The sequence below is a fragment of the Streptomyces canus genome, from assembly GCF_041435015.1.
Lineage (GTDB): Bacteria > Actinomycetota > Actinomycetes > Streptomycetales > Streptomycetaceae > Streptomyces > Streptomyces canus_G.
This window is the reverse complement of the sequence record NZ_CP107989.1, coordinates 8,375,096-8,393,400: the sequence shown is the minus strand read 5'-3', so window position 1 is coordinate 8,393,400 and position 18,305 is coordinate 8,375,096. Positions and strand designations below refer to the sequence as shown.

20 protein-coding genes and 2 pseudogenes are annotated in these 18,305 nt (G+C 69.7%); 10 read left to right on the top strand and 12 right to left on the bottom strand.

The genetic code is table 11. The features are described 5' to 3' along the window. Positions 1 to 3: 3 nt before the first annotated feature. From OG841_RS38355 to OG841_RS38345, 3 genes are read right to left on the bottom strand one after another with little or no spacing between them, the layout of a single operon-like run. Positions 4 to 816 carry an ABC transporter permease gene (locus OG841_RS38355; RefSeq protein ID WP_057614133.1) on the bottom strand — a complete coding sequence of 271 codons (813 nt, stop codon included), beginning with the start codon at positions 814 to 816 and terminating at the stop codon, positions 4 to 6. Next, positions 804 to 1,700, bottom strand: a complete 897-nt coding sequence (locus tag OG841_RS38350) for an ABC transporter permease (RefSeq protein ID WP_371568896.1) — start codon at positions 1,698 to 1,700, stop codon at positions 804 to 806. Before OG841_RS38350 ends, OG841_RS38355 begins: the two co-directional genes overlap by 13 nt. Continuing rightward, on the bottom strand, positions 1,697 to 2,842 hold the full coding sequence (locus OG841_RS38345) for an ABC transporter substrate-binding protein (protein WP_371568894.1): 1,146 nt from the start codon (positions 2,840 to 2,842) through the stop codon (positions 1,697 to 1,699). The genes OG841_RS38350 and OG841_RS38345 overlap by 4 nt, the downstream gene beginning before the upstream one ends. A gap of 214 nt (positions 2,843 to 3,056) precedes the next feature. On the opposite strand from OG841_RS38345, the gene OG841_RS38340 reads away from it, so the two are divergent. Together OG841_RS38340 and OG841_RS38335 are read left to right on the top strand one after the other, a co-directional pair. Next, a complete protein-coding gene (locus OG841_RS38340) occupies positions 3,057 to 3,797 on the top strand; it encodes a GntR family transcriptional regulator (RefSeq protein ID WP_059207979.1) in 741 nt (246 codons plus the stop codon). A gap of 25 nt (positions 3,798 to 3,822) precedes the next feature. After that, positions 3,823 to 4,281, top strand: a complete 459-nt coding sequence (locus OG841_RS38335; RefSeq protein ID WP_365119911.1) for a hypothetical protein — start codon at positions 3,823 to 3,825, stop codon at positions 4,279 to 4,281. Here the strand turns inward: OG841_RS38335 and OG841_RS38330 are convergent. The 8 genes and pseudogenes from OG841_RS38330 to OG841_RS38295 all read right to left on the bottom strand — a co-directional run bounded on the left by OG841_RS38330 (position 4,274) and on the right by OG841_RS38295 (position 10,682). Continuing rightward, entirely contained in the window at positions 4,274 to 4,726 is a 453-nt protein-coding gene (locus OG841_RS38330) for an Lrp/AsnC family transcriptional regulator (protein WP_007380661.1), read from the bottom strand. The genes OG841_RS38335 and OG841_RS38330 overlap by 8 nt on opposite strands. 10 nt (positions 4,727 to 4,736) lie before the next feature. Beyond that, positions 4,737 to 6,203, bottom strand: a complete 1,467-nt coding sequence (locus tag OG841_RS38325) for an amino acid permease (RefSeq protein WP_365119914.1) — start codon at positions 6,201 to 6,203, stop codon at positions 4,737 to 4,739. Between the two features lie 167 nt (positions 6,204 to 6,370). Beyond that, positions 6,371 to 6,757: a hypothetical protein gene (locus tag OG841_RS38320; protein ID WP_057614138.1), complete on the bottom strand. Its 387-nt coding sequence runs from the start codon at positions 6,755 to 6,757 to the stop codon at positions 6,371 to 6,373. Positions 6,758 to 6,772: 15 nt separating this feature from the next. After that, complete coding sequence (locus tag OG841_RS38315) at positions 6,773 to 7,288, bottom strand: GNAT family N-acetyltransferase (RefSeq protein WP_371568888.1); 516 nt, start codon at positions 7,286 to 7,288, stop codon at positions 6,773 to 6,775. A gap of 71 nt (positions 7,289 to 7,359) precedes the next feature. Next, a complete protein-coding gene (locus OG841_RS38310) occupies positions 7,360 to 8,802 on the bottom strand; it encodes a GuaB1 family IMP dehydrogenase-related protein (RefSeq protein ID WP_328643487.1) in 1,443 nt (480 codons plus the stop codon). A 132-nt stretch (positions 8,803 to 8,934) separates the two neighbouring features. Next, on the bottom strand, positions 8,935 to 9,249 hold the full coding sequence (locus tag OG841_RS38305) for a barstar family protein (protein WP_328637200.1): 315 nt from the start codon (positions 9,247 to 9,249) through the stop codon (positions 8,935 to 8,937). Further along, positions 9,246 to 9,383: pseudogene (locus OG841_RS38300) on the bottom strand (ribonuclease domain-containing protein); the annotation flags it as partial. The pseudogene OG841_RS38300 and the gene OG841_RS38305, both read right to left, overlap by 4 nt. Before the next feature lie 906 nt (positions 9,384 to 10,289). Next, positions 10,290 to 10,682, bottom strand: a complete 393-nt coding sequence (locus OG841_RS38295; protein ID WP_371568884.1) for a nuclear transport factor 2 family protein — start codon at positions 10,680 to 10,682, stop codon at positions 10,290 to 10,292. 134 nt (positions 10,683 to 10,816) lie between these two features. Here OG841_RS38295 and OG841_RS38290 point away from each other — a divergent pair, with 134 nt between their 5' ends. Continuing rightward, positions 10,817 to 11,413 (top strand): PadR family transcriptional regulator, encoded by a 597-nt coding sequence (locus OG841_RS38290; protein WP_371568882.1) that lies wholly within the window; start codon positions 10,817 to 10,819, stop codon positions 11,411 to 11,413. A gap of 218 nt (positions 11,414 to 11,631) precedes the next feature. Here OG841_RS38290 and OG841_RS38285 read toward each other — a convergent pair whose 3' ends face one another. Continuing rightward, positions 11,632 to 12,315: a GntR family transcriptional regulator gene (locus tag OG841_RS38285; protein WP_371568880.1), complete on the bottom strand. Its 684-nt coding sequence runs from the start codon at positions 12,313 to 12,315 to the stop codon at positions 11,632 to 11,634. Between the two features lie 90 nt (positions 12,316 to 12,405). On the opposite strand from OG841_RS38285, the gene OG841_RS38280 reads away from it, so the two are divergent. The 7 genes and pseudogenes from OG841_RS38280 (at position 12,406) to OG841_RS38255 (ending at position 17,978) form a co-directional block, all read left to right on the top strand. Next, the gene (locus OG841_RS38280) at positions 12,406 to 13,053 is read left to right on the top strand and encodes an NAD(P)H-binding protein (protein ID WP_328637204.1); all 648 of its coding nucleotides are present in this window, start codon (positions 12,406 to 12,408) and stop codon (positions 13,051 to 13,053) included. A 163-nt stretch (positions 13,054 to 13,216) separates the two neighbouring features. Next, positions 13,217 to 14,326 (top strand): NADH:flavin oxidoreductase/NADH oxidase, encoded by a 1,110-nt coding sequence (locus OG841_RS38275; RefSeq protein ID WP_371568876.1) that lies wholly within the window; start codon positions 13,217 to 13,219, stop codon positions 14,324 to 14,326. Positions 14,327 to 14,399: 73 nt separating this feature from the next. After that, a complete protein-coding gene (locus tag OG841_RS38270) occupies positions 14,400 to 15,152 on the top strand; it encodes an SDR family oxidoreductase (RefSeq protein ID WP_371568873.1) in 753 nt (250 codons plus the stop codon). 41 nt (positions 15,153 to 15,193) lie between these two features. Beyond that, entirely contained in the window at positions 15,194 to 15,625 is a 432-nt protein-coding gene (locus OG841_RS38265; protein WP_371568870.1) for a VOC family protein, read from the top strand. A gap of 114 nt (positions 15,626 to 15,739) precedes the next feature. Beyond that, positions 15,740 to 15,895: pseudogene (locus OG841_RS48670) on the top strand (zinc finger domain-containing protein); the annotation flags it as partial. Positions 15,896 to 16,129: 234 nt separating this feature from the next. Then, on the top strand, positions 16,130 to 16,477 hold the full coding sequence (locus tag OG841_RS38260; RefSeq protein ID WP_371568868.1) for a hypothetical protein: 348 nt from the start codon (positions 16,130 to 16,132) through the stop codon (positions 16,475 to 16,477). A gap of 322 nt (positions 16,478 to 16,799) precedes the next feature. Continuing rightward, positions 16,800 to 17,978: a cytochrome P450 family protein gene (locus OG841_RS38255; RefSeq protein WP_328637210.1), complete on the top strand. Its 1,179-nt coding sequence runs from the start codon at positions 16,800 to 16,802 to the stop codon at positions 17,976 to 17,978. Positions 17,979 to 18,305: the final 327 nt, after the last annotated feature.

Below are 18,305 nucleotides of genomic sequence, written 5' to 3'. Positions count from 1 at the left end.
GGGTCATCCCCGGGAAGTAGTACGGGTGCGGCCGCCGAAGCCGGCCAGGACGAGGAGCAGCACCCACGTCACGAGCAGGCTGAGCACGGACACGGCGACGGACAACTGGGCCTGCGAGCCGCTGACGTTGACGATCCACACGGCGAAGGGCCTGAAGCCCAGGAGCTGGGCCACGGTGAACTCGCCGAGCACGAGGGCCAGCGTGAGGAAGGAGGCGTTGAGCAGGGCGCCGCGCAGATTGGGCAGTACAGCCTGGACGAGGGCCTGCGGCCAGCCGGCACCGCAGCTGCGGGCGGCCTCCACGAGGGTGCGGACGTCGACGGCGCGGAGCCCGGCGTCCAGTGCCCGATAGACGAACGGCAGCGCCATCACGACGTAGGCCAGGACCAGAACGAAAGGGAAGTCGGGGTTCTGGATCGCCACGAAGGTCTCGAACAGCGGGGTGCGGGAGAGGTGGTCGGGCCCCCACTTGAGGACCGTGCCGAGGCCGGCTACGAACGCGATCGGCGGGACGACCAGCGGCAGCGAGCACACCACCTCGACGAGCGGCCTGAGCCGGGGCGCGCCGAGCCGCAGCGCGACCATCGCGGGCACCATCAGCAGCAGGACGACGGCGATGGTGGCGAGGGCCAGCTCCAGCGAGAGCAGCAGGCTGGAGACGAAGCCGTCGGTGGAGAAGATCTGTGTGTACGCGTCGAAGGTGATCCCCTGGCCAGGCACGTCGACGGTGAAGACGACGGACGCGGCGAGCGGCACCAGGAAATACAGTCCGGCGAGGCCCAGCACGCCCCACCGCCACAGGTTCAGGCGAGCCATCGCGCACTCCTCCGCTGCAGGGGCAGGTAGACGGCCATGACCAGGCCGGCGACCAGGACCATGTCGAGGCTGAGGGCGAGCGCCACGTTCTCCTGGCCGACGAGCACGTTGCCGGAGATCGCGTCGGCGATCTGGAGGGTGACCAGCGGGATGGAGCTGCCCACCATCGCGGCGGCGGTGGCGTACGCGGCGAAGGCGCTGCCGAAGAGCAGCACGAACCCGCCGAGAAGCGTGGGCAGCAGGACGGGCAGGGCGACAAAGCGCCAGTACTGCGTGCCCGTCGCCCCGTTGTTCTGTGCCGCCTCGCGCCACTGGGTGCGCAGTCCGTCCAGGGCGGGGGTGATCGTGAGCACCATGAGGGGGATCAGGAAGTACAGGTAGACGATGACGAGGCCCCAGAAGCTGTAGAGGTCCCAGCCTTTGTCGGTGAGGCCCAGCTGCCGGGTCAGCACGCCGGCGTTGCCGAGCGTGGCGACGAAGGCGAAGGCCAGCGGGACTCCGCCGAAGTTGGCGAGGACTCCGGACGCGGTGAGCACGGCCTCGCGCAGCCCGCGGAAGCGGGAGGACACCACGGCCTGCGCCAGCGGCAGACCGAAGAGCGTCGCCAGGGCGGCGGACACGGCCGACAGCTTCACGCTGCCGAGCAGCGCGGTGAGATACGCGCCCTTGAGGGAGGCCGTCAGATTGTCGACGGTGTACGAAGTCGCTCCGGTGGCCGGGTTCTTGGCGGTGAAGGCGCCGTCCAGCATGGCGATCGCTGGCAGCCCGAAGGCGACCGCGACGAACGCGAGCAGCGGGACGACGGCGATCCAGCCGAGGGACCGGCGCCGCCGCTTCACCTGCGCGGCGGGCGCCGTGTCCACCCGTACGGCGGTGGCCGTCATCCGGAGACGGCCTTCGCCCAGCCCTGTCCGAGGACCGTCTTGGCCTTGTCCTGCTGGGCCTCGGTCGGGAAGGACGGGGTGCCGGTGACCTGGGGCAGCTTGGCGGCGGCTGTCTTGTCCAGCGTGCCGGCCTTCTCCATGGCGGTCATCAGGGCCGGGCGGGCGTATCCCTTGAGCCACAGGTTCTGGCCCTCGGTGCTGTAGAGGTACTCCTGCCACAGGCGGGCGGCCGCAGGGTGCGGGGCGTCCTTGTTGACGGCCTGGGAGTAGTACTGCGAGAACTGGCCGTCGCTGGGCACCGACACCTTCCAGTCGACGCCCTTGGACGTGAACTCGTCGGCGTACCCGGCGTTCAGGTAGTCCCAGTCGATGCTGATCGGCGTCTCGCCCTTCTCGACGGTGGCCGGGGTCGACTCGACGGGCGTGTAGTTGCCGTTCTTCTTGATCTTGGCGAAGAAGTCGAGGCCGGGCTGGATGTCGTCGAAGGAGCCGCCGCTGGCGAGCGAGGCCGCGTAGACACCGCCGAAGGCCGAACCGGACTTGGTGGGGTTGCCGTTGAGGGCGACCTGGCCCTTGTACTGCGGCTTGAGCAGGTCGGCGAAGGTGGTGGGGCAGGTCTTGACCCGCTTCGCGTCGCAGCCGATGGAGATGTAGCCGCCGTAGTCGTTGTACCAGCGGGCCTGCAGGTCCTTCTGCCCGGTGGGGATGTCGCCGTAGGACGCCACCTTGTACGGCGCGAGCAGGCCCTGCTGGGCGGCGCTGAGGGCGAAGGAGCTGCCGAGGTCGAGGACGTCGGGCGCCCGGGACTGCCCCTTGCGCGAGGTCACGGCGTTGATCTCGTCCTGGCTGGAGCCGTCGGGGTTCTCGACGGAGATCTTGATGCCGTACTTCTTCGTGAAGCCGTCGATGAGGGCGCCGTAGTTGGCCCAGTCGCGGGGCAGTGCGATGGCGTTGAGCGTGCCCTCCTTCTTCGCCGCGGCGACCAGCTTGTCCATACCGCCGAAGTCGGCGGCCGAGGTGGCGGTGGCGGCGTTCTTGCCGTCGGCGGTGGTCGACGCGTTGTCGGGGGCTGCGCCGCACGCGCTCAGGGCGAGGGCGGCGAGGACGCCGAGGGCGGCTGTTCTCGGGAGGGACACGGTCACGGCTTCTCCAGGGGACGCGCGAGGGTGCAGGAGCCAAAGAGGGATGACTTGTCTGAACAAGTTGGCCTCAGTAAGGCTGCCGCTGGTGTCGCGCCGGTAAACACTGGCGAAACGCTGACCCCGAATTCCCGCACAATCTGAGCCCTCTCCGGATGCCTCGGAATGTCGACTACCCTGGTCACGCTGTGCACAGAGACCGACTCAGAGGGGAAGCATGGGGGCGCGACACGAGGAGATCGCCGACGAACTGCGTCGGGCGATCGACCGCGAGGAGTACACCGTCGGCAGTCTGCTGCCCGCCGAGACGGAGCTCGCGGCGCACTACGGCGTCTCACGCGGGACGGTCCGTCAGGCGGTCGCGGCGCTGACCACGGAGGGCCTGATCGGCTCCCGGCAGGGTGCCCGTCGCGTGGTTCTCGCCAGTCGCCGCAGCCAGAGCTTCGCGGAGCTCAGGAGTTTCGCCGAATGGGCCCGCGCGATGGGCCGTGCGGCGACCGGGCGGGTGGTGGCCCAGGAGTACCGTCCGGCCACGAAGGAGGACTCGGTGCGCCTCCAACTGGCCATGGGTACACCGGTGTTGCATGTCCTACGGGTGCGTGGACTGGACGGCGAACCGGTGTTGCTGGAGCGGACGGTGTACGCCGACTGGATCTCCCCGACCGTCGAGTCCATCGAGCCCGAGTGTCCCTCGGTCACCCAACGCCTGTACGACGACACGGGGTTGGTCTTCGCCTACGGGGAACACGTCATCGACGCGGTGGCGGCGGGAGCGCAGGACGCGGAGTTGCTGGAAGTCCGGCGCACGAGCCCGCTCCTGAGGGTCCGCCGGGTGACCACCACCCGTGAAGGACGCCCGGTCGAGTGGTCGGACGACCGCTACCGTTCGGACGCGGTGAGCTTCAGCGTGCACAACTCGATCGGCAACAACGCGCTGGCACGGAAGACAGCGGAGTAGGGCTCCCGCCCGACAGGAGGTTCCGTTGGACATCGGTATGCTGCCCCCGGTCGACGAGCATGCGGTGATCGTCTCGGCGACGGTCGTCGAGGTCTGGGATGCGCTCGGCGAGACCCTGGAACAGTCCTTCGGCCGACCCCGCTCCGCCCGCTACGCCCGTCTCGTCGGAGTCGTCGACCGTACGGCGTCCGGGCCCCGGCCCCTTGCCGAGGGGTCGGCCTTTCCCGGGTTCCGGGTGGCCGACGCGATCCCGGGACAGGAGCTGGTCCTCGTCGGACGGCACCACTTCTCGACGTACGCCCTGGTCTTCCGCCTCGAGGAGACCAGCCCAGGGCGCACCCGGCTGCAGGCCGAGACCCGGGCCCGGTTCCCCGGGCCCGGCGGTGCCCTCTACCGGCTGCTGGTCATCTCCTCCGGCGCGCACGCCCTGCTCACCGGGCGGCTGCTGGCGACGGTCCGGCGGCGTGCCGAGCAGGTCAGGTAGGCGAGCCCGAGGAGAAGCGACGCAGCAACGGGGAGAGGACCAGGACCGACTTGGTGCGCTCGACGAACGGCTCCCCCGCGATCCGCTCCAGGACCCGTTCGAAGTGCCGCATGTCGGAGGCGAAGACCTGGACGACCGCGTCCGCCTCTCCGGTGACGGTGGAGGCGGCCACCACCTCCTGGTAGCGCTCCAGACCCCGCTGGATGGTCTCCGGGGAGGTGTTGCGCCGGCAGTAGATCTCGACGAACCCCTCGGTCTCCCAGCCGAGGGCCGCCGGATCCACCCGTACGGTGAATCCGGTGATGGCCCCGGTGGCGCGCAGCCGGTCCACGCGGCGCTTCACGGCGGGCGCGGACAGGCCGACGATCTGCCCGATGTCCGCGTAGGAGCGGCGGGCGTCCTCGGCGAGGGCGTGCACGATGCGTTCGTCGAGATCGTTCAGCACGGTGGGTGGATCAGCCTTCGGGTGTTGCGAGTCGGGAACGGCGATGGCCGTACAGGAAGTAGAACACGAGCCCGACGGCCATCCAGACCCCGAAGACCACCCAGGTGACGGCGGACAGGCTGCCCATCATCCAGAGGCAGAAGGCGAAGCCCAGGGCCGGGAAGACCGGCGAGAGCGGGACGCGGAAGGTGCGGGGCATGTCGGGGCGGGTCCGGCGCAGCACCACGACGGCGATGTTGACCAGGGCGAAGGCGAAGAGCGTGCCGATGCTGGTGGCGTCCGCGAGCTGGCCGAGCGGGATGGCCGCCGCCAGCACCCCGCAGAACAGGGACACGATCACCGTGTTCGCCCGGGGCGCGCCGGTCTTCGGGTGGACCCGGCCGAACACCTTCGGTGCGAGTCCGTCCCGGGACATCGCGAAGAGGATGCGGGTCTGGCCGTAGAGCACGGTCAGGACGACGCTCGCGATGGCGATGACCGCGCAGAACGCCAGCAGGGTGCCCCAGAAGCTCTGCCCGGTGACCTCGCGCATGATCTGGGCGAGGGCGGCCTCGGAGTCGTTGAAGTGCTGCCAGGGCTTCGCGCCGACCGCGACGGCGGCGACCAGCACGTACAGCGCGGTCACGATGACCAGCGACAGCATGATCGCGCGGGGCAGGTCGCGCTGGGCGTTCTTCGCCTCCTCACCGGCCGTGGAGGCGGCGTCGAAGCCGATGTACGAGAAGAAGAGCGTGGCACCGGCCGCGCTGACCCCGGCCATCCCGAGCGGCATGAAGTGCGCGTAGTTGCCGGAGCGGAAGCCCTGGATGCCGATCGCGCAGAACAGCACCAGCGCGGCGATCTTCACGACGACCATGACGGTGTTGGCGCGGGCGGACTCGCGGGCCCCGCCCAGCAGGAAGGCCATGGCGAGGAGGACGACGATCAGCGCCGGCAGGTTGAAGATGCCGCCGTCGCCGGGCGGGGCCGACAGCGCGTCCGGGATGGTGACGCCGATGGTCCCGTCCAGGAGCTCGTTCAGGTATTCGCCCCAGCCGACGGCCACGGCGGCGACCGAGACGCCGTACTCCAGGACCAGGCACCAGCCGCAGATCCAGGCGATCAGTTCGCCCATGGTTGCGTACGCGTACGAGTACGAGGACCCGGCGACCGGGATGGTGCCCGCGAGCTCGGCGTAGGAGAGGGCCGAGAAGAGGGCCGTGAGGCCGGCGATCACGAAGGAGAGCGTGACGGCGGGACCTGCCTTCGGCACGGCCTCGCCCAGCACGACGAAAATGCCGGTGCCGAGGGTGGCGCCGATGCTGATCATCGTCAGCTGCCACAGTCCGAGGGAGCGCCTGAGGGCCCCTCCCTCGCCCTGGCCGCCCTCCGCGACCAGGCGTTCCACGGGTTTGCGCCGCATGAGGCGCGCGCCGAGCCCCGGGGACGTGGGGGCTTCTTGGGTGCGGTGGTGCGTGGGTGCACCTTGGTCGAGCACGCGCTGACTCCTTCGTCGCTGCAGGTGAGTACAGCGCAGCACCCTACGAGCCCGGACGTCACAGTCGTAATGCAGCAACCTTGCACGCAGTCGCAAGATCGTTGCGTTCCGGGCCGATGGGCGGGCGTTCGTTGCGCGTGCCCCCGCCCGGCACCCGTCAGCCCTCGTCAGCGGTCCTCCGGCTCCCCCGCCACGGCCCGCGCCTCAGCCACGTCCGCCTCGTCGAACCCCATCTGGCCGGGCTTGCCGTACGCCTCCCGCTGGGCGTCGATCCAGCGTGTGTGGGCCTCCCACGCGGCCTGTTTGCTGGTGCCCGTCGCCGCCCCGATCTGCGACCAGGAGGCGCCGGCCTCGCGGGCCGCGCGCACGGTCAGCTGACGGCCGTAGGACGCCTTGCGGGCCACGACCTCGCTCAGCGCGAGGAGTTCGAGCAGTTCGGCCCGGTCGGGGGTGTCCGTGGCCCCGCCCAGCGCTTCCCGCATGCGCAGCTCGTCGAGCCGGGAGACGGCGGTCAGCAGGGTGTACTGCGGCTCGATGCTCTCGGGTGTCGTCATGCTCCCAGGCTTGCGTCAAGCAGGCTTGACGTCAAGGTGGCCTGACGAGAGTTCTCGGACGAGGAACGTGCAGGCGTCGACACACTCACGGGTCGTGCCGTCGTGATCCCGGTACGAGTAGCGGTCCAGGTAGTTCGTCGCCGGCCGGTAGCCGAGCCGTGCGTACAGGCCCGCCGCGCGCGGGTTGTCCTGCCCGACCCCGATGCCCACGGTCGTCAGACCCCGCCTGCGGGCCAGTTCCTCGGCGGCCCGGATCAGCTCGGTGCCGATCCCCCGTGAGCGCAGTTCCTCGGGGGCGACCGCGAGGCCGCCGATCTCGGGGCAGTCCAGGGCGACCTCGGGGGCGGCACACCCGATCCAGCGCATCTCCGCGTGCCCCACGGGCCGCCCCTCCAGCCGGGCGACGAGATACGTGCACTCCCCCGCCTCCTGCCGCGCGAACCGCCGGGCGTGGAAGGACGTGGCTCCGGGCGATCCCATGTACCGGTCCAGCAGCGCGACATCGCCGCTCCGGCAGACGCTGATCTCCATACGACGACCGTACGGACCGGGAAGGCGAACGGCCCCCGATTTTCGACGGGGGCCCCGCACAGCGGACGGGTTCAGCTCCAGCTGGCGTGCAGCGGCTTGCCCTCGGCGTAGCCGGCCGCGCTCTGGATACCGACGACCGCCTTCTCGGCGAACTCCTCCAGGGAGCCCGCACCGGCGTAGGTGCAGGAGGAGCGGACGCCCGCGATGATCGAGTCGATCAGGTCCTCGACACCCGGGCGGGCCGGGTCGAGGAACATCCGGGAGGTGGAGATGCCCTCCTCGAACAGCGCCTTGCGGGCCCGGTCGTACGCCGACTCGTCCGACGTGCGGTTGCGCACCGCCCGCGCGGACGCCATGCCGAAGGACTCCTTGTAGAGCCGTCCGCTGGCATCCTGCTGGAGGTCGCCCGGCGACTCGTAGGTGCCCGCGAACCACGACCCGATCATCACGTTGGACGCGCCGGCGGCCAGCGCCATGGCGACGTCGCGCGGGTGCCGGACACCGCCGTCGGCCCACACGTGCTTGCCGTACTTCCTCGCCTCGGCCGCGCACTCCAGGACGGCCGAGAACTGCGGCCGGCCGACGCCGGTCATCATGCGGGTGGTGCACATGGCGCCGGGCCCCACACCGACCTTGATGATGTCCGCGCCCGCCTCGACCAGGTCCCGCACACCCTCGGCGGCCACGATGTTGCCGGCCACGATCGGCACCTGCGGGTCGAGCGCCCGGACCGTCCTGATCGCGGTGATCATCGACTCCTGGTGGCCGTGCGCGGTGTCGATGACCAGGGTGTCGACGCCCGCGTCGAGCAGCTGCTTGGCCTTCTCCGCGAAGTCGCCGTTGATGCCCACGGCGGCGGCGATGCGCAGCCTGCCCCGGGCGTCCACGGCCGGGGTGTACAGCGTGGCCCGCAGGGCGCCCTTGCGGGTGAGGATGCCGGCGAGGCGGCCGTCCTGGTCGACGGCGGGGGCGTAGCGGCGGTTGGCCGCGTCGAGGCGGTTGAAGGCCTCACGGGGGTCGATGTCCGCGTCGAGGAGCAGCAGATCGCGCGACATGACTTCGGCGAGCTGCGTGAAACGGTCGACCCCGGTCAGGTCCTGGTCGGTGACGACACCGACGGGCCGGCCCGCCTCGTCGACGACCACACCGGCGTTGTGCGCGCGCTTGGGCAGCAGGGCCAGCGCGTCGGCGACGGTCTGGTGCGGGGCCAGCACGATCGGGGTGTCCAGGACGTGGTGGCGGCTCTTCACCCAGGAGACGACCTCGGTGACGACCTCGATCGGGATGTCCTGCGGGATGACCACGAGGCCACCGCGGCGGGCCATGGTCTCCGCCATGCGACGCCCGGCGATGGCGGTCATGTTGGCGACGACCAGCGGGATCGTGGTGCCCGAGCCGTCCGGGGAGCTGAGGTCCACACCCTGCCGCGAGCCGACGGCGCTGCGGCTCGGGACCATGAAGACGTCGTCGTACGTCAGGTCGTACGGGGGCTGGATGTCGTTGAGGAAACGCACGTGCTGCACATCCCAGTCGATCAGAGGTGGCCCCCGGACAGGTCAGCCAGGGGGAAAGAGCACGTACTTCATTCTCCCATGCCGGCCGGAATACCACCCACGGGCGAATCGTCCAGACCGCCCGGAGGGGCCTTAGGACGAACCTCCAAGGGCGAGCGCCACGGTGAGCGCGGACGCCTGCGAGAACACCTCGCGCGCGGTCTCCCACTCGTCCGGCCGCGCACCCGCGTACCGGTCCCAGTTCCGTACGACGACGACGGTCTCCTCTTCGCCAGCGTCCTCGGAACCGTCCTCGGACCACAGGCCCGGGTCGGAGAGGACGTCGGCCAGCGCGTCCCAGTTACGGCCGAACCAGTCCGGCAGCCGCAGGTCCCGGACGCAGCGCTCCATCAGGCCCGCCTTGTCCGCGACCCCGTCGAGGTCCAGCATGACCACGCGTGCCGTCATCTCAGTACCGCCCTGAACGAGTCGTAGTGATCATCGGTGTAGTAGATCTCCCCACCCTGCCCGGTGACGATGCGCCGGGCCCCACGATCGCGCGAGCCCGGCGTGGGGACGGTGTACTCGTGGTAACCCGACCGCACCCCTCTGACCTGGACTGATGAAGGTCGAAACGGCTGTGACCTGCTAGGACGGGTTGCGGAGACGATCGGAGGCAGTCAGAGACAATACCTCTGCAACTTGCCTCCGAGAGACCCGAGTTGACGGAGATCGATCAGCAGCGGTGACCTCGACGGCTCTCTGTTCCTGCCTTGGTCGAGTTGCGATGGGGACGCCTGCCTCCAGAGCGGGGCCAGGCATACGAATGCCTCCAGGACGGCAATCCTGGAGGCATCGCCGGCACCGATCGGAGGTCGGTTCCGGGTACCACCCCTGGTTCTAGCGGGCCTGGGTGGCGCCCTTGTCCTTGCGGGACGACCTCACCGTGCAGAACCACAGCGGCAGACCACTCATCCATTCAGCCGACTCGCCGCGGGAGGCGCTGCGCCGCCAGTGTGACGAGGTGTCCAGCTAGCACCGGGTTAAGCGACCCTTGGCTGCGAACTGAGGGTGGGCCTTGCTGAGGCATCCGTCTAATTCGGCGAAGGGCCCGCCATGGGTGCTGGTTCGGGGGCCGGGGCGTGGTCGGGGGCCGTCGCGTCACAGGACGGGCCGGCCATGGGGGTGCCGAGAGGGCTCCGCAGGGGGGTCGGCGTCGACGTGTAGGTGTCTGCAGCCTGCTGGGGCAGGCAGGACGAGGGCTGCGGCTGCCCCGTCCGGTGGTGGGCCGCGGCGACTGAGACCGTGACGCACGCCAGGAGGGTCAAAGTGCCTGCACAGATCGCGAGTGGCCGCCGCCACCTGCGTGGAACAGGCGCGTCCCTCTCTCGGTCTCCGCCGGGCTGGTGCGTTCCATGTCGTGGCAGGGGGTTTCCACCAGGTTCCGCATCAAAGGCGTGTGGCATGTTCCGCGGTCCCTGTGTCACCGAGGTGCAACGCGTTCGTGGTCACTGTTCGGCGGCCTCGCGTGCGATCCGCTCGAACTGGGCGCCCATGGCCTCGGCCAGCGCCTGGGCGGCGGAGAGCGGGCGCACCATCACAGTGAAGTCGTCGATCCTGCCTTTCTCGTCGAAGTGCAGGAGATCGCAGCCCTGGAGCTTCTTGCCGGCGACGGTCGCGGTGAAGACGAGGACATGGTCGCGGCCGGCGGGACCGGCGATCTCGCGGATGTAGGTGAAGTCCTCAAAGACGCGGAAGACACCACGCAGGACCGCGGCGGTGATCGCCTTGCCCGAGTACGGCTTGAAGGCGATCGGGCTGGTGAAGACGACGTTGTCGGCCAGCAAGCCGGCCACGGCGTCCACGTCACCGCTCTCGACGGCCTTGCGGAACGGATGCATGAGCCACCTCGCATACTCAACAAATTGAATATTCGCTTTGAGGATAGAGCGAATACCAACGCGCTGTCCATAGACTCCGGGGCCGATCTCTAGTCACCTAGTTGACTAGTCTCGGTGGTTGCTAGTGTGTACCCATGGCATTGCGGAACGCGGTGATGGCCGCGCTGATCGAGGGCGAGGCGTCCGGCTACGACCTTGCAAAGGGATTCGACGCGACGGTCGCCAACTTCTGGATGTCGACACCCCAGCAGCTCTACCGGGAGCTGGAACGCATGGAGGCCGAAGGGCTGGTCACGGCCCGCCTCGTCGAGCAGGAGCGCCGCCCCAACAAGCGACTGTTCTCCCTGACCGAGGCCGGGCGTGAAGCCGTACACGCCTACACGGCAGAGCCTTTGGGCAAGCCTGCGGTGATCCGGGACGAATTGATGGTCAAGGTGCAGTGCCTGGACGCGGGCGACATCCATGCGGTCCGCAAGGCCATCACCGAGCGTATGGAGTGGGCAGCCGACAAACTGGCCCGCTATGAGCGGCTCCGGCAGCGCCTGCTCGACGGGCGCTCCGAGGAGGCCTACTTCGCCGAGGCCGAGCGCATCGGCCCCTACCTCACCCTGCTGCGCGGGATGTCGTTCGAACGGGAGAACCTTCAGTGGGGGGCAATCGCGGTGCGCAGGCTCGACCAGCGTGCGACCGCTCTCCAGGCGAACGGCCGGCCCGGCGACAAACGCGGGTAACGACCAGTAGTGCTTCATTGCGTTGGGTGATCTCGGCCGAGCGCGGGCAGCTTTCGGGAGTGAGGCGCTGAAGCGACGGACCGGTCGAGCTGCGCCGGCAGGACACGGTGGCCACCTGCGACCGATTGCCGTCACACATGTCCATGGGTGCCGGTGCGGGCGATGACGAGCAGGCTTCGTCAGCGCTGGGCGGTGCTCAGGTGCGGGCGGACCGGTCGTCAGGCGGGGTTCGACGTGCCGGCCACGACGTCCATGGCGTGGCGGCGGTGGACGGCGAAGAGGGGGAGTGCGGCCTGGGGGTCGCGGGTGCGCAGGGCGGCGGCCAGTGCGTGGTGTTCCTGGGGGATGCAGTCGAGGTAGCCCTCGGTGCTGAGGCCGATGCGGGTCAGCAGGAACAGGTGGACCTGGCAGCGGATGGTCTCCCAGGCCGCGGCGAGACGCTGGTGGCCGGTGGCGGCGAACACGGCGTCGTGGAAGGCGATGTCCAGACGGACCATGGCATGCGGGTCCGTCGTGCGGTCCATTACGTCGGCTGCCTTCTCGATGCCGGCGAGGTCCTCCTCGGAGGCGTACGCGATGGCCTGCTGGACGGCGAGGTCCTCAAGCGCGCCGCGCAGGCTGTCGAGCTCGGCGACATCCTCGGCGGACAGCGTCGTGACCACGGTGCCGCGGTGCCAGGCGCAGTGCACGAGCCCCTCGCGCTCCAGCACGCGCAGAGCCTCACGCACCGGTCCCCTGCTGACCTGCAGTGCGCCGGAGAGTTCGACCTCTCGCAGCGGTGCTCCGGGGGCGTATGCACCGCTGAAGATCGCCTCCCGGATCCGGTCGGCGACCTCGTCGGCCAGTCCGCGGCGGCGGGCGGGGGCCACCACGCGATCTCCTGTGGGTTGACTCTTCTCCATGTCGTGATGTTAACATTCCCCCGTTGTCGCAATGTCAACATTAGGACAACGGGGGTGGCCGATGGCCCGGCAAGGAGAGAGGCGATTCCCATGAAGGTGTTCCAGATAGGTGCCGCCGGAGGTGTCGGCAGCAGGCTCGCCGCCCTGCTGTCCGAGCGCGGCGACGAGGTGACCGGCATGCACCGCAGCCCGGCCCAGGCCGACACGATCCGCGCGAACGGCGCGACGCCGGTGACCGGCGACCTGATCGCCGACTCCGTGGAAGAGCTCGCAGGCAAGCTTGCCGGGCACGACGCAGTGGTGTTCTCGGCCGGCGCCCACGGAACCGGCATGGACAAGACCACGCTCATCGACGGCAAAGGCCTGGAGAAGGCAGCCGCTGCGGCCGAGGCCGCCGGAGTCCCGCGCTTCGTCCTCGTCTCCGTGTTCCCCGACGCCCTGCGCGGCGCTGGAGCGTCCGAAGGCTTCGAGCACTACGTCAGGGTCAAGAAGAGTGCCGACGTCCATCTCACCCGCACCGGTCTGGACTGGCTGATCGTCCGCCCCGGCACGCTGCTGGACGGACCGGGTACCGGGCGGGTCGCCGCCGGGCCCGCCGTCGAGTACGGCGACGTACACCGCGACGACGTCGCCGCGTTCATCGACGCCGCCCTGCACGAGCCCGCCCTCAGCCGCGTCATCGTCGAGCTGACCTCCGGCGACACCCCCGTCGCAGACGCGGTCACCCGCCTCGCCTGAACCCGGCCCTCCTGCCCGCGCCCCCGCATCTCCACGGCGTCCTGGGCGAGGCCCCGAAGCGGCCTACGCCCCGCTGGCGCAGGCCTCCACACGATCATCGCCTGACACCGGACGGCAGCCGGCCCGTCCGGTGATCACCGACCACGAAAGAAGCACCACCTGCATGAGTAGCCTGTTCACCCCCTTCACCCTGCGTTCGCTTCGGATACCCAACCGGGTGTGGATGTCCCCGATGTGCATGTACTCCGCCGCCGCCCAAGGCCCGGACACCGGTGTGCCGACCGACTTCCACCTCACCCACCTGGCCTCCCGCGCCGCGGGCGGTGCGGGCCTGGTCATGGCCGAGGCCACCGGCGTGCGGCCCGACGGGCGCATCAGCCCCTGGGACCTGGGCCTGTGGAACGACCGCCAGCAGGAGGCGTTCACCCGCATCGCCGAGGCCGTCAAGGCGCACGGCGCCGTCCCGGCCATCCAGCTCGCGCACGCCGGCCGCAAGACGTCGATGGACAAGCCCTGGCTCTCCGACCGGTACGTGCCCGAGGCCGAGGGCGGCTGGCAGCCCGTCGCGCCCAGCGCCATCGCGTTCGGCGGACTGGCTGTTCCTCATGAACTGACCGTGGAGGAGATCCAGCAGCTTGTCCGGGACTTCGCGGACTCCGCGCGGCGCGCGTTGGCCGCCGGCTTCCAGGTGGTCGAGGTGCACGGCGCCCACGGCTTCCTGATCAACTCCTTCCTCTCCCCGGCGTCCAACCACCGCACCGACGCCTACGGCGGCAGCTTCGAGAACCGCCTCCGCTTCGCCCTGGAGGTCGTCGACGCCGTCCGCGCGGTGTGGCCCGAGGATCTGCCGGTCTTCTTCCGCACCTCGGCCACCGACTGGCTGACCGAGAATCCCGAGGACGAACGCGAGGGCTGGACCGGGGACGACACCGTCCGCCTCGCCAAGGAACTCCAAGCCCACGGCGTCGACCTGCTCGACGTGTCCACCGGCGGCATGGTCCCCGACGCCAAGATCGTCGCCGGGCCCAACTACCAGGTGCCCTTCGCCACCCAGGCCCGCCAGGCCACCGGTATCCCCACCGGCGCCGTCGGCATCATCACCGAGCCGCAGCAGGCCGAGGACATCCTCACCAGCGGGCAGGCCGACGCCGTCCTCCTCGGCCGTGAACTCCTGCGCAACCCCTACTGGCCACAGCACGCCGCGCTCACGCTCGACGCCGAGCCGACCTGGCCCGACCAGTACGCCTACGTCGTCGAGCGCCGCAAGCGCTGACACCCCCTTACAGCCTCCGCCACGCTGCCCTCACCAGGGAAGGCGCGCTGAACCACCGCACTGAGAGATCCCCATGAACCACCTGCAGGACAAGGTCGTCGTCATCACCGGCGCCTCCTCCGGCATCGGCGCCGTCAGCGCCAAGGCCCTCTCAGCCCGCGGCGCCAAGATCGTCGCCGCCGCCCGCGGCCAGGAAACCCTCGACCAACTGGTCGCCGACATCAACATGACCGGCGGCACCGCCGTCGCCAGGCTCGCCGACGTCGCCGACGCCGCCGACGTCGTGGACATGCAGGCACTGGCCGACTTCGCTGTCGAACGGTTCGGCCGGATCGACGTCCTGGTCAACAACGCCGGCCTGATGCTGTTCTCCTTCTGGAAGGACGGCGCGATGGACGACTGGAACCGGATGATCGACGTGAACATCCGCGGCTACCTCAACGGCGTCCACGCCGTCCTTCCGGTCATGCTTCGCCAGAAGGCCGGCCACATCCTCAACATGGACTCGGTCGCCGGCCACCAGGTCGGAGACGGCGCCGGTGTCTACAGCTCCACCAAGTTCTTCGTCCGGGCCATGACCGAGTCCATGCGCAGGGAACTCGGCGTCCGCGAAGGCATCAAGGCCTCCACGATCAGCCCCGGCGTCATCGACACCGGCTGGGCCGACAAGGTCACCGACCCCGCCGGACGAACGGCGGCCCAGGAACTGAACGCCATCGCCATCAGCCCGCAAAGCGTCGCCAACGCCGTCGTCTACGCCCTCGCCCAGCCCGCCGACGTCACTGTCAACGACCTGATCATTTCCCCCACCCGCCAGAGCTGGTAAGGACCAGGCACTCCTCGCCGCAAGGAAGGAACCCCAGACCCATGTCCGTTCTCACCTCCCCCATCCCCCGCTTCCACCTCGCTGTCCCGGTCGACGACCTGGACGCCGCCCGCCGCTTCTACGGCGAGACGCTCGGCCTGGAGCAGGGCCGTAGCGCCGACACCTGGGTGGACTGGAATCTGCACGGCCACCAGTTCGTCACCCACCTCGCCCCTGCCCGTACCGGACAGATACACAACCCGGTCGACGGCCACGACGTCCCCGTACCGCACTTCGGGCTGATCCTGACCATCGACGCCTTCCACCGGCTCGCCGACCGGCTGCGCGCCGCGGACACCGAATTCGTCATCGAGCCCTACGTGCGCTTCGCAGGCGAAACCGGCGAGCAATGGACGATGTTCCTGCTCGACCCGGCCGGCAACGCCCTGGAATTCAAGGCGTTCGCCGACGACTCCCAAGTGTTCGCCGCCTGACATCTTCTGTGGTCTGTGGAGGGCTTTCGGAGGGGCTGCCTGCCTATCCCATTGGCCAGTCCCACTTTTCTAGGTGGTCGCTCGTGAAACACCCTCATAAAACAGTTTGGGGTCGTGAGCGACGACTGCAAGCGCGTGGAATCCCACGACTGCCCGATGTCCACCTGCGCCACCCCGGCGGGCTCCCCATGCCGGACCGGGAAGGGCAGAGTGGCCATCGAGTACCACACCGCGCGCTTCCGCCTCGTGCCCCAACTCTCCAAGGCGCTCAGTGTGCGGACCCCCGCCGTACGCAAGGCGGGGTCGGTATGGGCCGAGCTGCCCCGGCCCGCGAACGCCGGCGCCGAGCCGGTCGGGCACGTCCGCCTCGGATACGCCCCGTGCCTCGACCGCCCGGCAGTCCCTGGACGCGCAGCTCGACTCCCTCGCCAAGGCTGGGGTGACCCGCGTCTTTTCGGAGAAGTCTCCACCCGCGCCACCCGACGCCCCGAACCGGAAGGTGCTGTGAAGCTCGCCTGGGAGATTCGCTCCTCCGGCGTCGCCGTGACCCTCGTCGTCCACGAGCACAAGCAGCCCGGCCGCGGCATCGAACTTGCCATGCTCGCCGAGGAGCTGAAGGCGAGCGACGTCGGCCTGGAGTTCCTCACCGGCGAACTGAAGGCACCTGCATGGTCGTCACAGCGTATCGGCGCAGGGACGATCGGCGTGAAGACTTACGCTGCTATGGCGTTGATGAAGTCCTGTGCGGTGCAGGGGACGAGGGCAACGCCCATGCGCGGAAGGTACCGGCGGGCGAGCGTCGTGCAGCTGATGCGCCCCACTCCGCGGATGACGGGACTCATCTCCGCGTGAATCTGGACCGGTTGGTCCTCGTCCTTCGGCCGTACCGGTCCGGGTGCGGGAGATGGCCCAGGCCGCGTTCGGCGCTGGAACGGAGCAAGGAGCCACGGCGGTCGAAGCGGTGGTTGTGAAGGCAGCGCCGCCCGCCTCGAAGACCGGCCGGTTCGCCGACGAGGTCGTCCTGCCGTCGGCGAAGGCCGTCTCCCACCAGGACGTCCGCGCGGACACGAAGCGGCTCCTGCTCCTCCTGGCAACCGGCCAACCGACGCCTGCGGGCCCTGTGTTGGGCGTGTCGGGGATGACGACCAGCCGGAGCGGGCTGCAGCCTGAAAGCATGACCGACCTGAGCCAAGACCCCCGCTTCCTCCAGGACCCCTACCCCACCTACGCGGCCATGCGGTCCAGTTGCCCCGTGCAGCCCCTGCCCACCGGGTCCGGTAGTCACCCCAGCTACGTGGTCACCGGCTACGCGGAAGCCCGGGATGCCCTCGGCGACGCTCGGCTCTCGAAGGACACGGCCGCGTTCTTCGCGGGCAAGGAGCCACGGCGTCGGCTGCACCCGGCGGTGGCACACACCATGCTGGCCACCGATCCACCCCAGCACACCCGGCTGCGCAAGCTGGTGACCAAGGCATTCACGAACGGAGCCGTCGCGCAGCTGCGCCCGTTCATCGCCCGCGTCACCGACGAGTTGCTGGATCAGTGGCCCGTCGGCGAACGGTTCGACTTCGTGGCCGGCCTGGCGGTGCCGCTGCCGGTCATCGTGATCTGCGAACTGCTCGGAGTGCCTGCGGGAGACCGACCCGACGTCCGGCGCTGGTCCGGAGAGCTGTTCGCGGCAGGCAACCCCGACTCCATCGACGCGGCCTCGCATTCCCTGGCCGACTACATGACGACCCTCATCGCCGCCAAGCGCCTGAACCCCGGCAACTCCCTCCTCGACGGACTCATCTCGGCTCGCGACGGAGGCGACCATCTCAGCGAAGAGGAACTGGTCTCCCTGGCGGTACTGCTGCTCGTGGCCGGGCACGAGACCACCACCAACTTCCTCGGCAACGCCACCCTCGCATTGCTCCAGCGCTCCGCCGAGCTGGATCGCCTCCGGAAGAATCCGGACGATGTCCCGGCCGTACTCGACGAGTTGCTTCGATGGGACTCCCCCGTCAGTACCGCCACCTTCCGGTTCACCACAAAACCCGTCACGCTCGGCGGTACCGACATCCCGGCCGGCGCCCCGGTACTGATCGCCCTCGGAGCCGCCAACCGCGACCCGGCCCGCTTCCCGTCACCGGACCTGCTCGACCTGGACCGGGACGCCACCGCCCACCTCAGCTTCGGCCACGGCATCCACCGCTGCGTCGGCGCTCCCCTGGCCAAGGCCGAGGCGGAGATCGCCCTGCGGGCGGTACTGAGCCGGTTTCCCGGAATCCGTCTCGCGGGACCAGCCGACCGGTTGGAGTGGCGCCACACGCGTCTCGTCCGCGGGCTCGTATCGCTGCCCGTCCTGGTGTAGCCGCCCGACGCAGCGCGAATTCGTGGAAGTAGTCGGAGGGTTCGATCGGCAGGAACTCCGCCCACCGGCAGCCCCCTCCCCCTTGCACACCCACAGGTACAGTCCGTTGTCGGGCCATGGATGTCCCGGAAGGATGGGACCCCATGCGAGCAGCAGCCGTACGGACATCAGCAACCGCGCTGCCGCCCACGGCGTTGGTCTGTGTGACCGCATGGGTCCCCCTGCACGGGAAGGACGAAGGACCTCGAAGGTAGGCCCGGCGGGGGCACCGCGTCGAGTGGAGCGCCGCAAGGTCGAGTGGGGCGCCGCAAGCACGGGGCCTGTGCA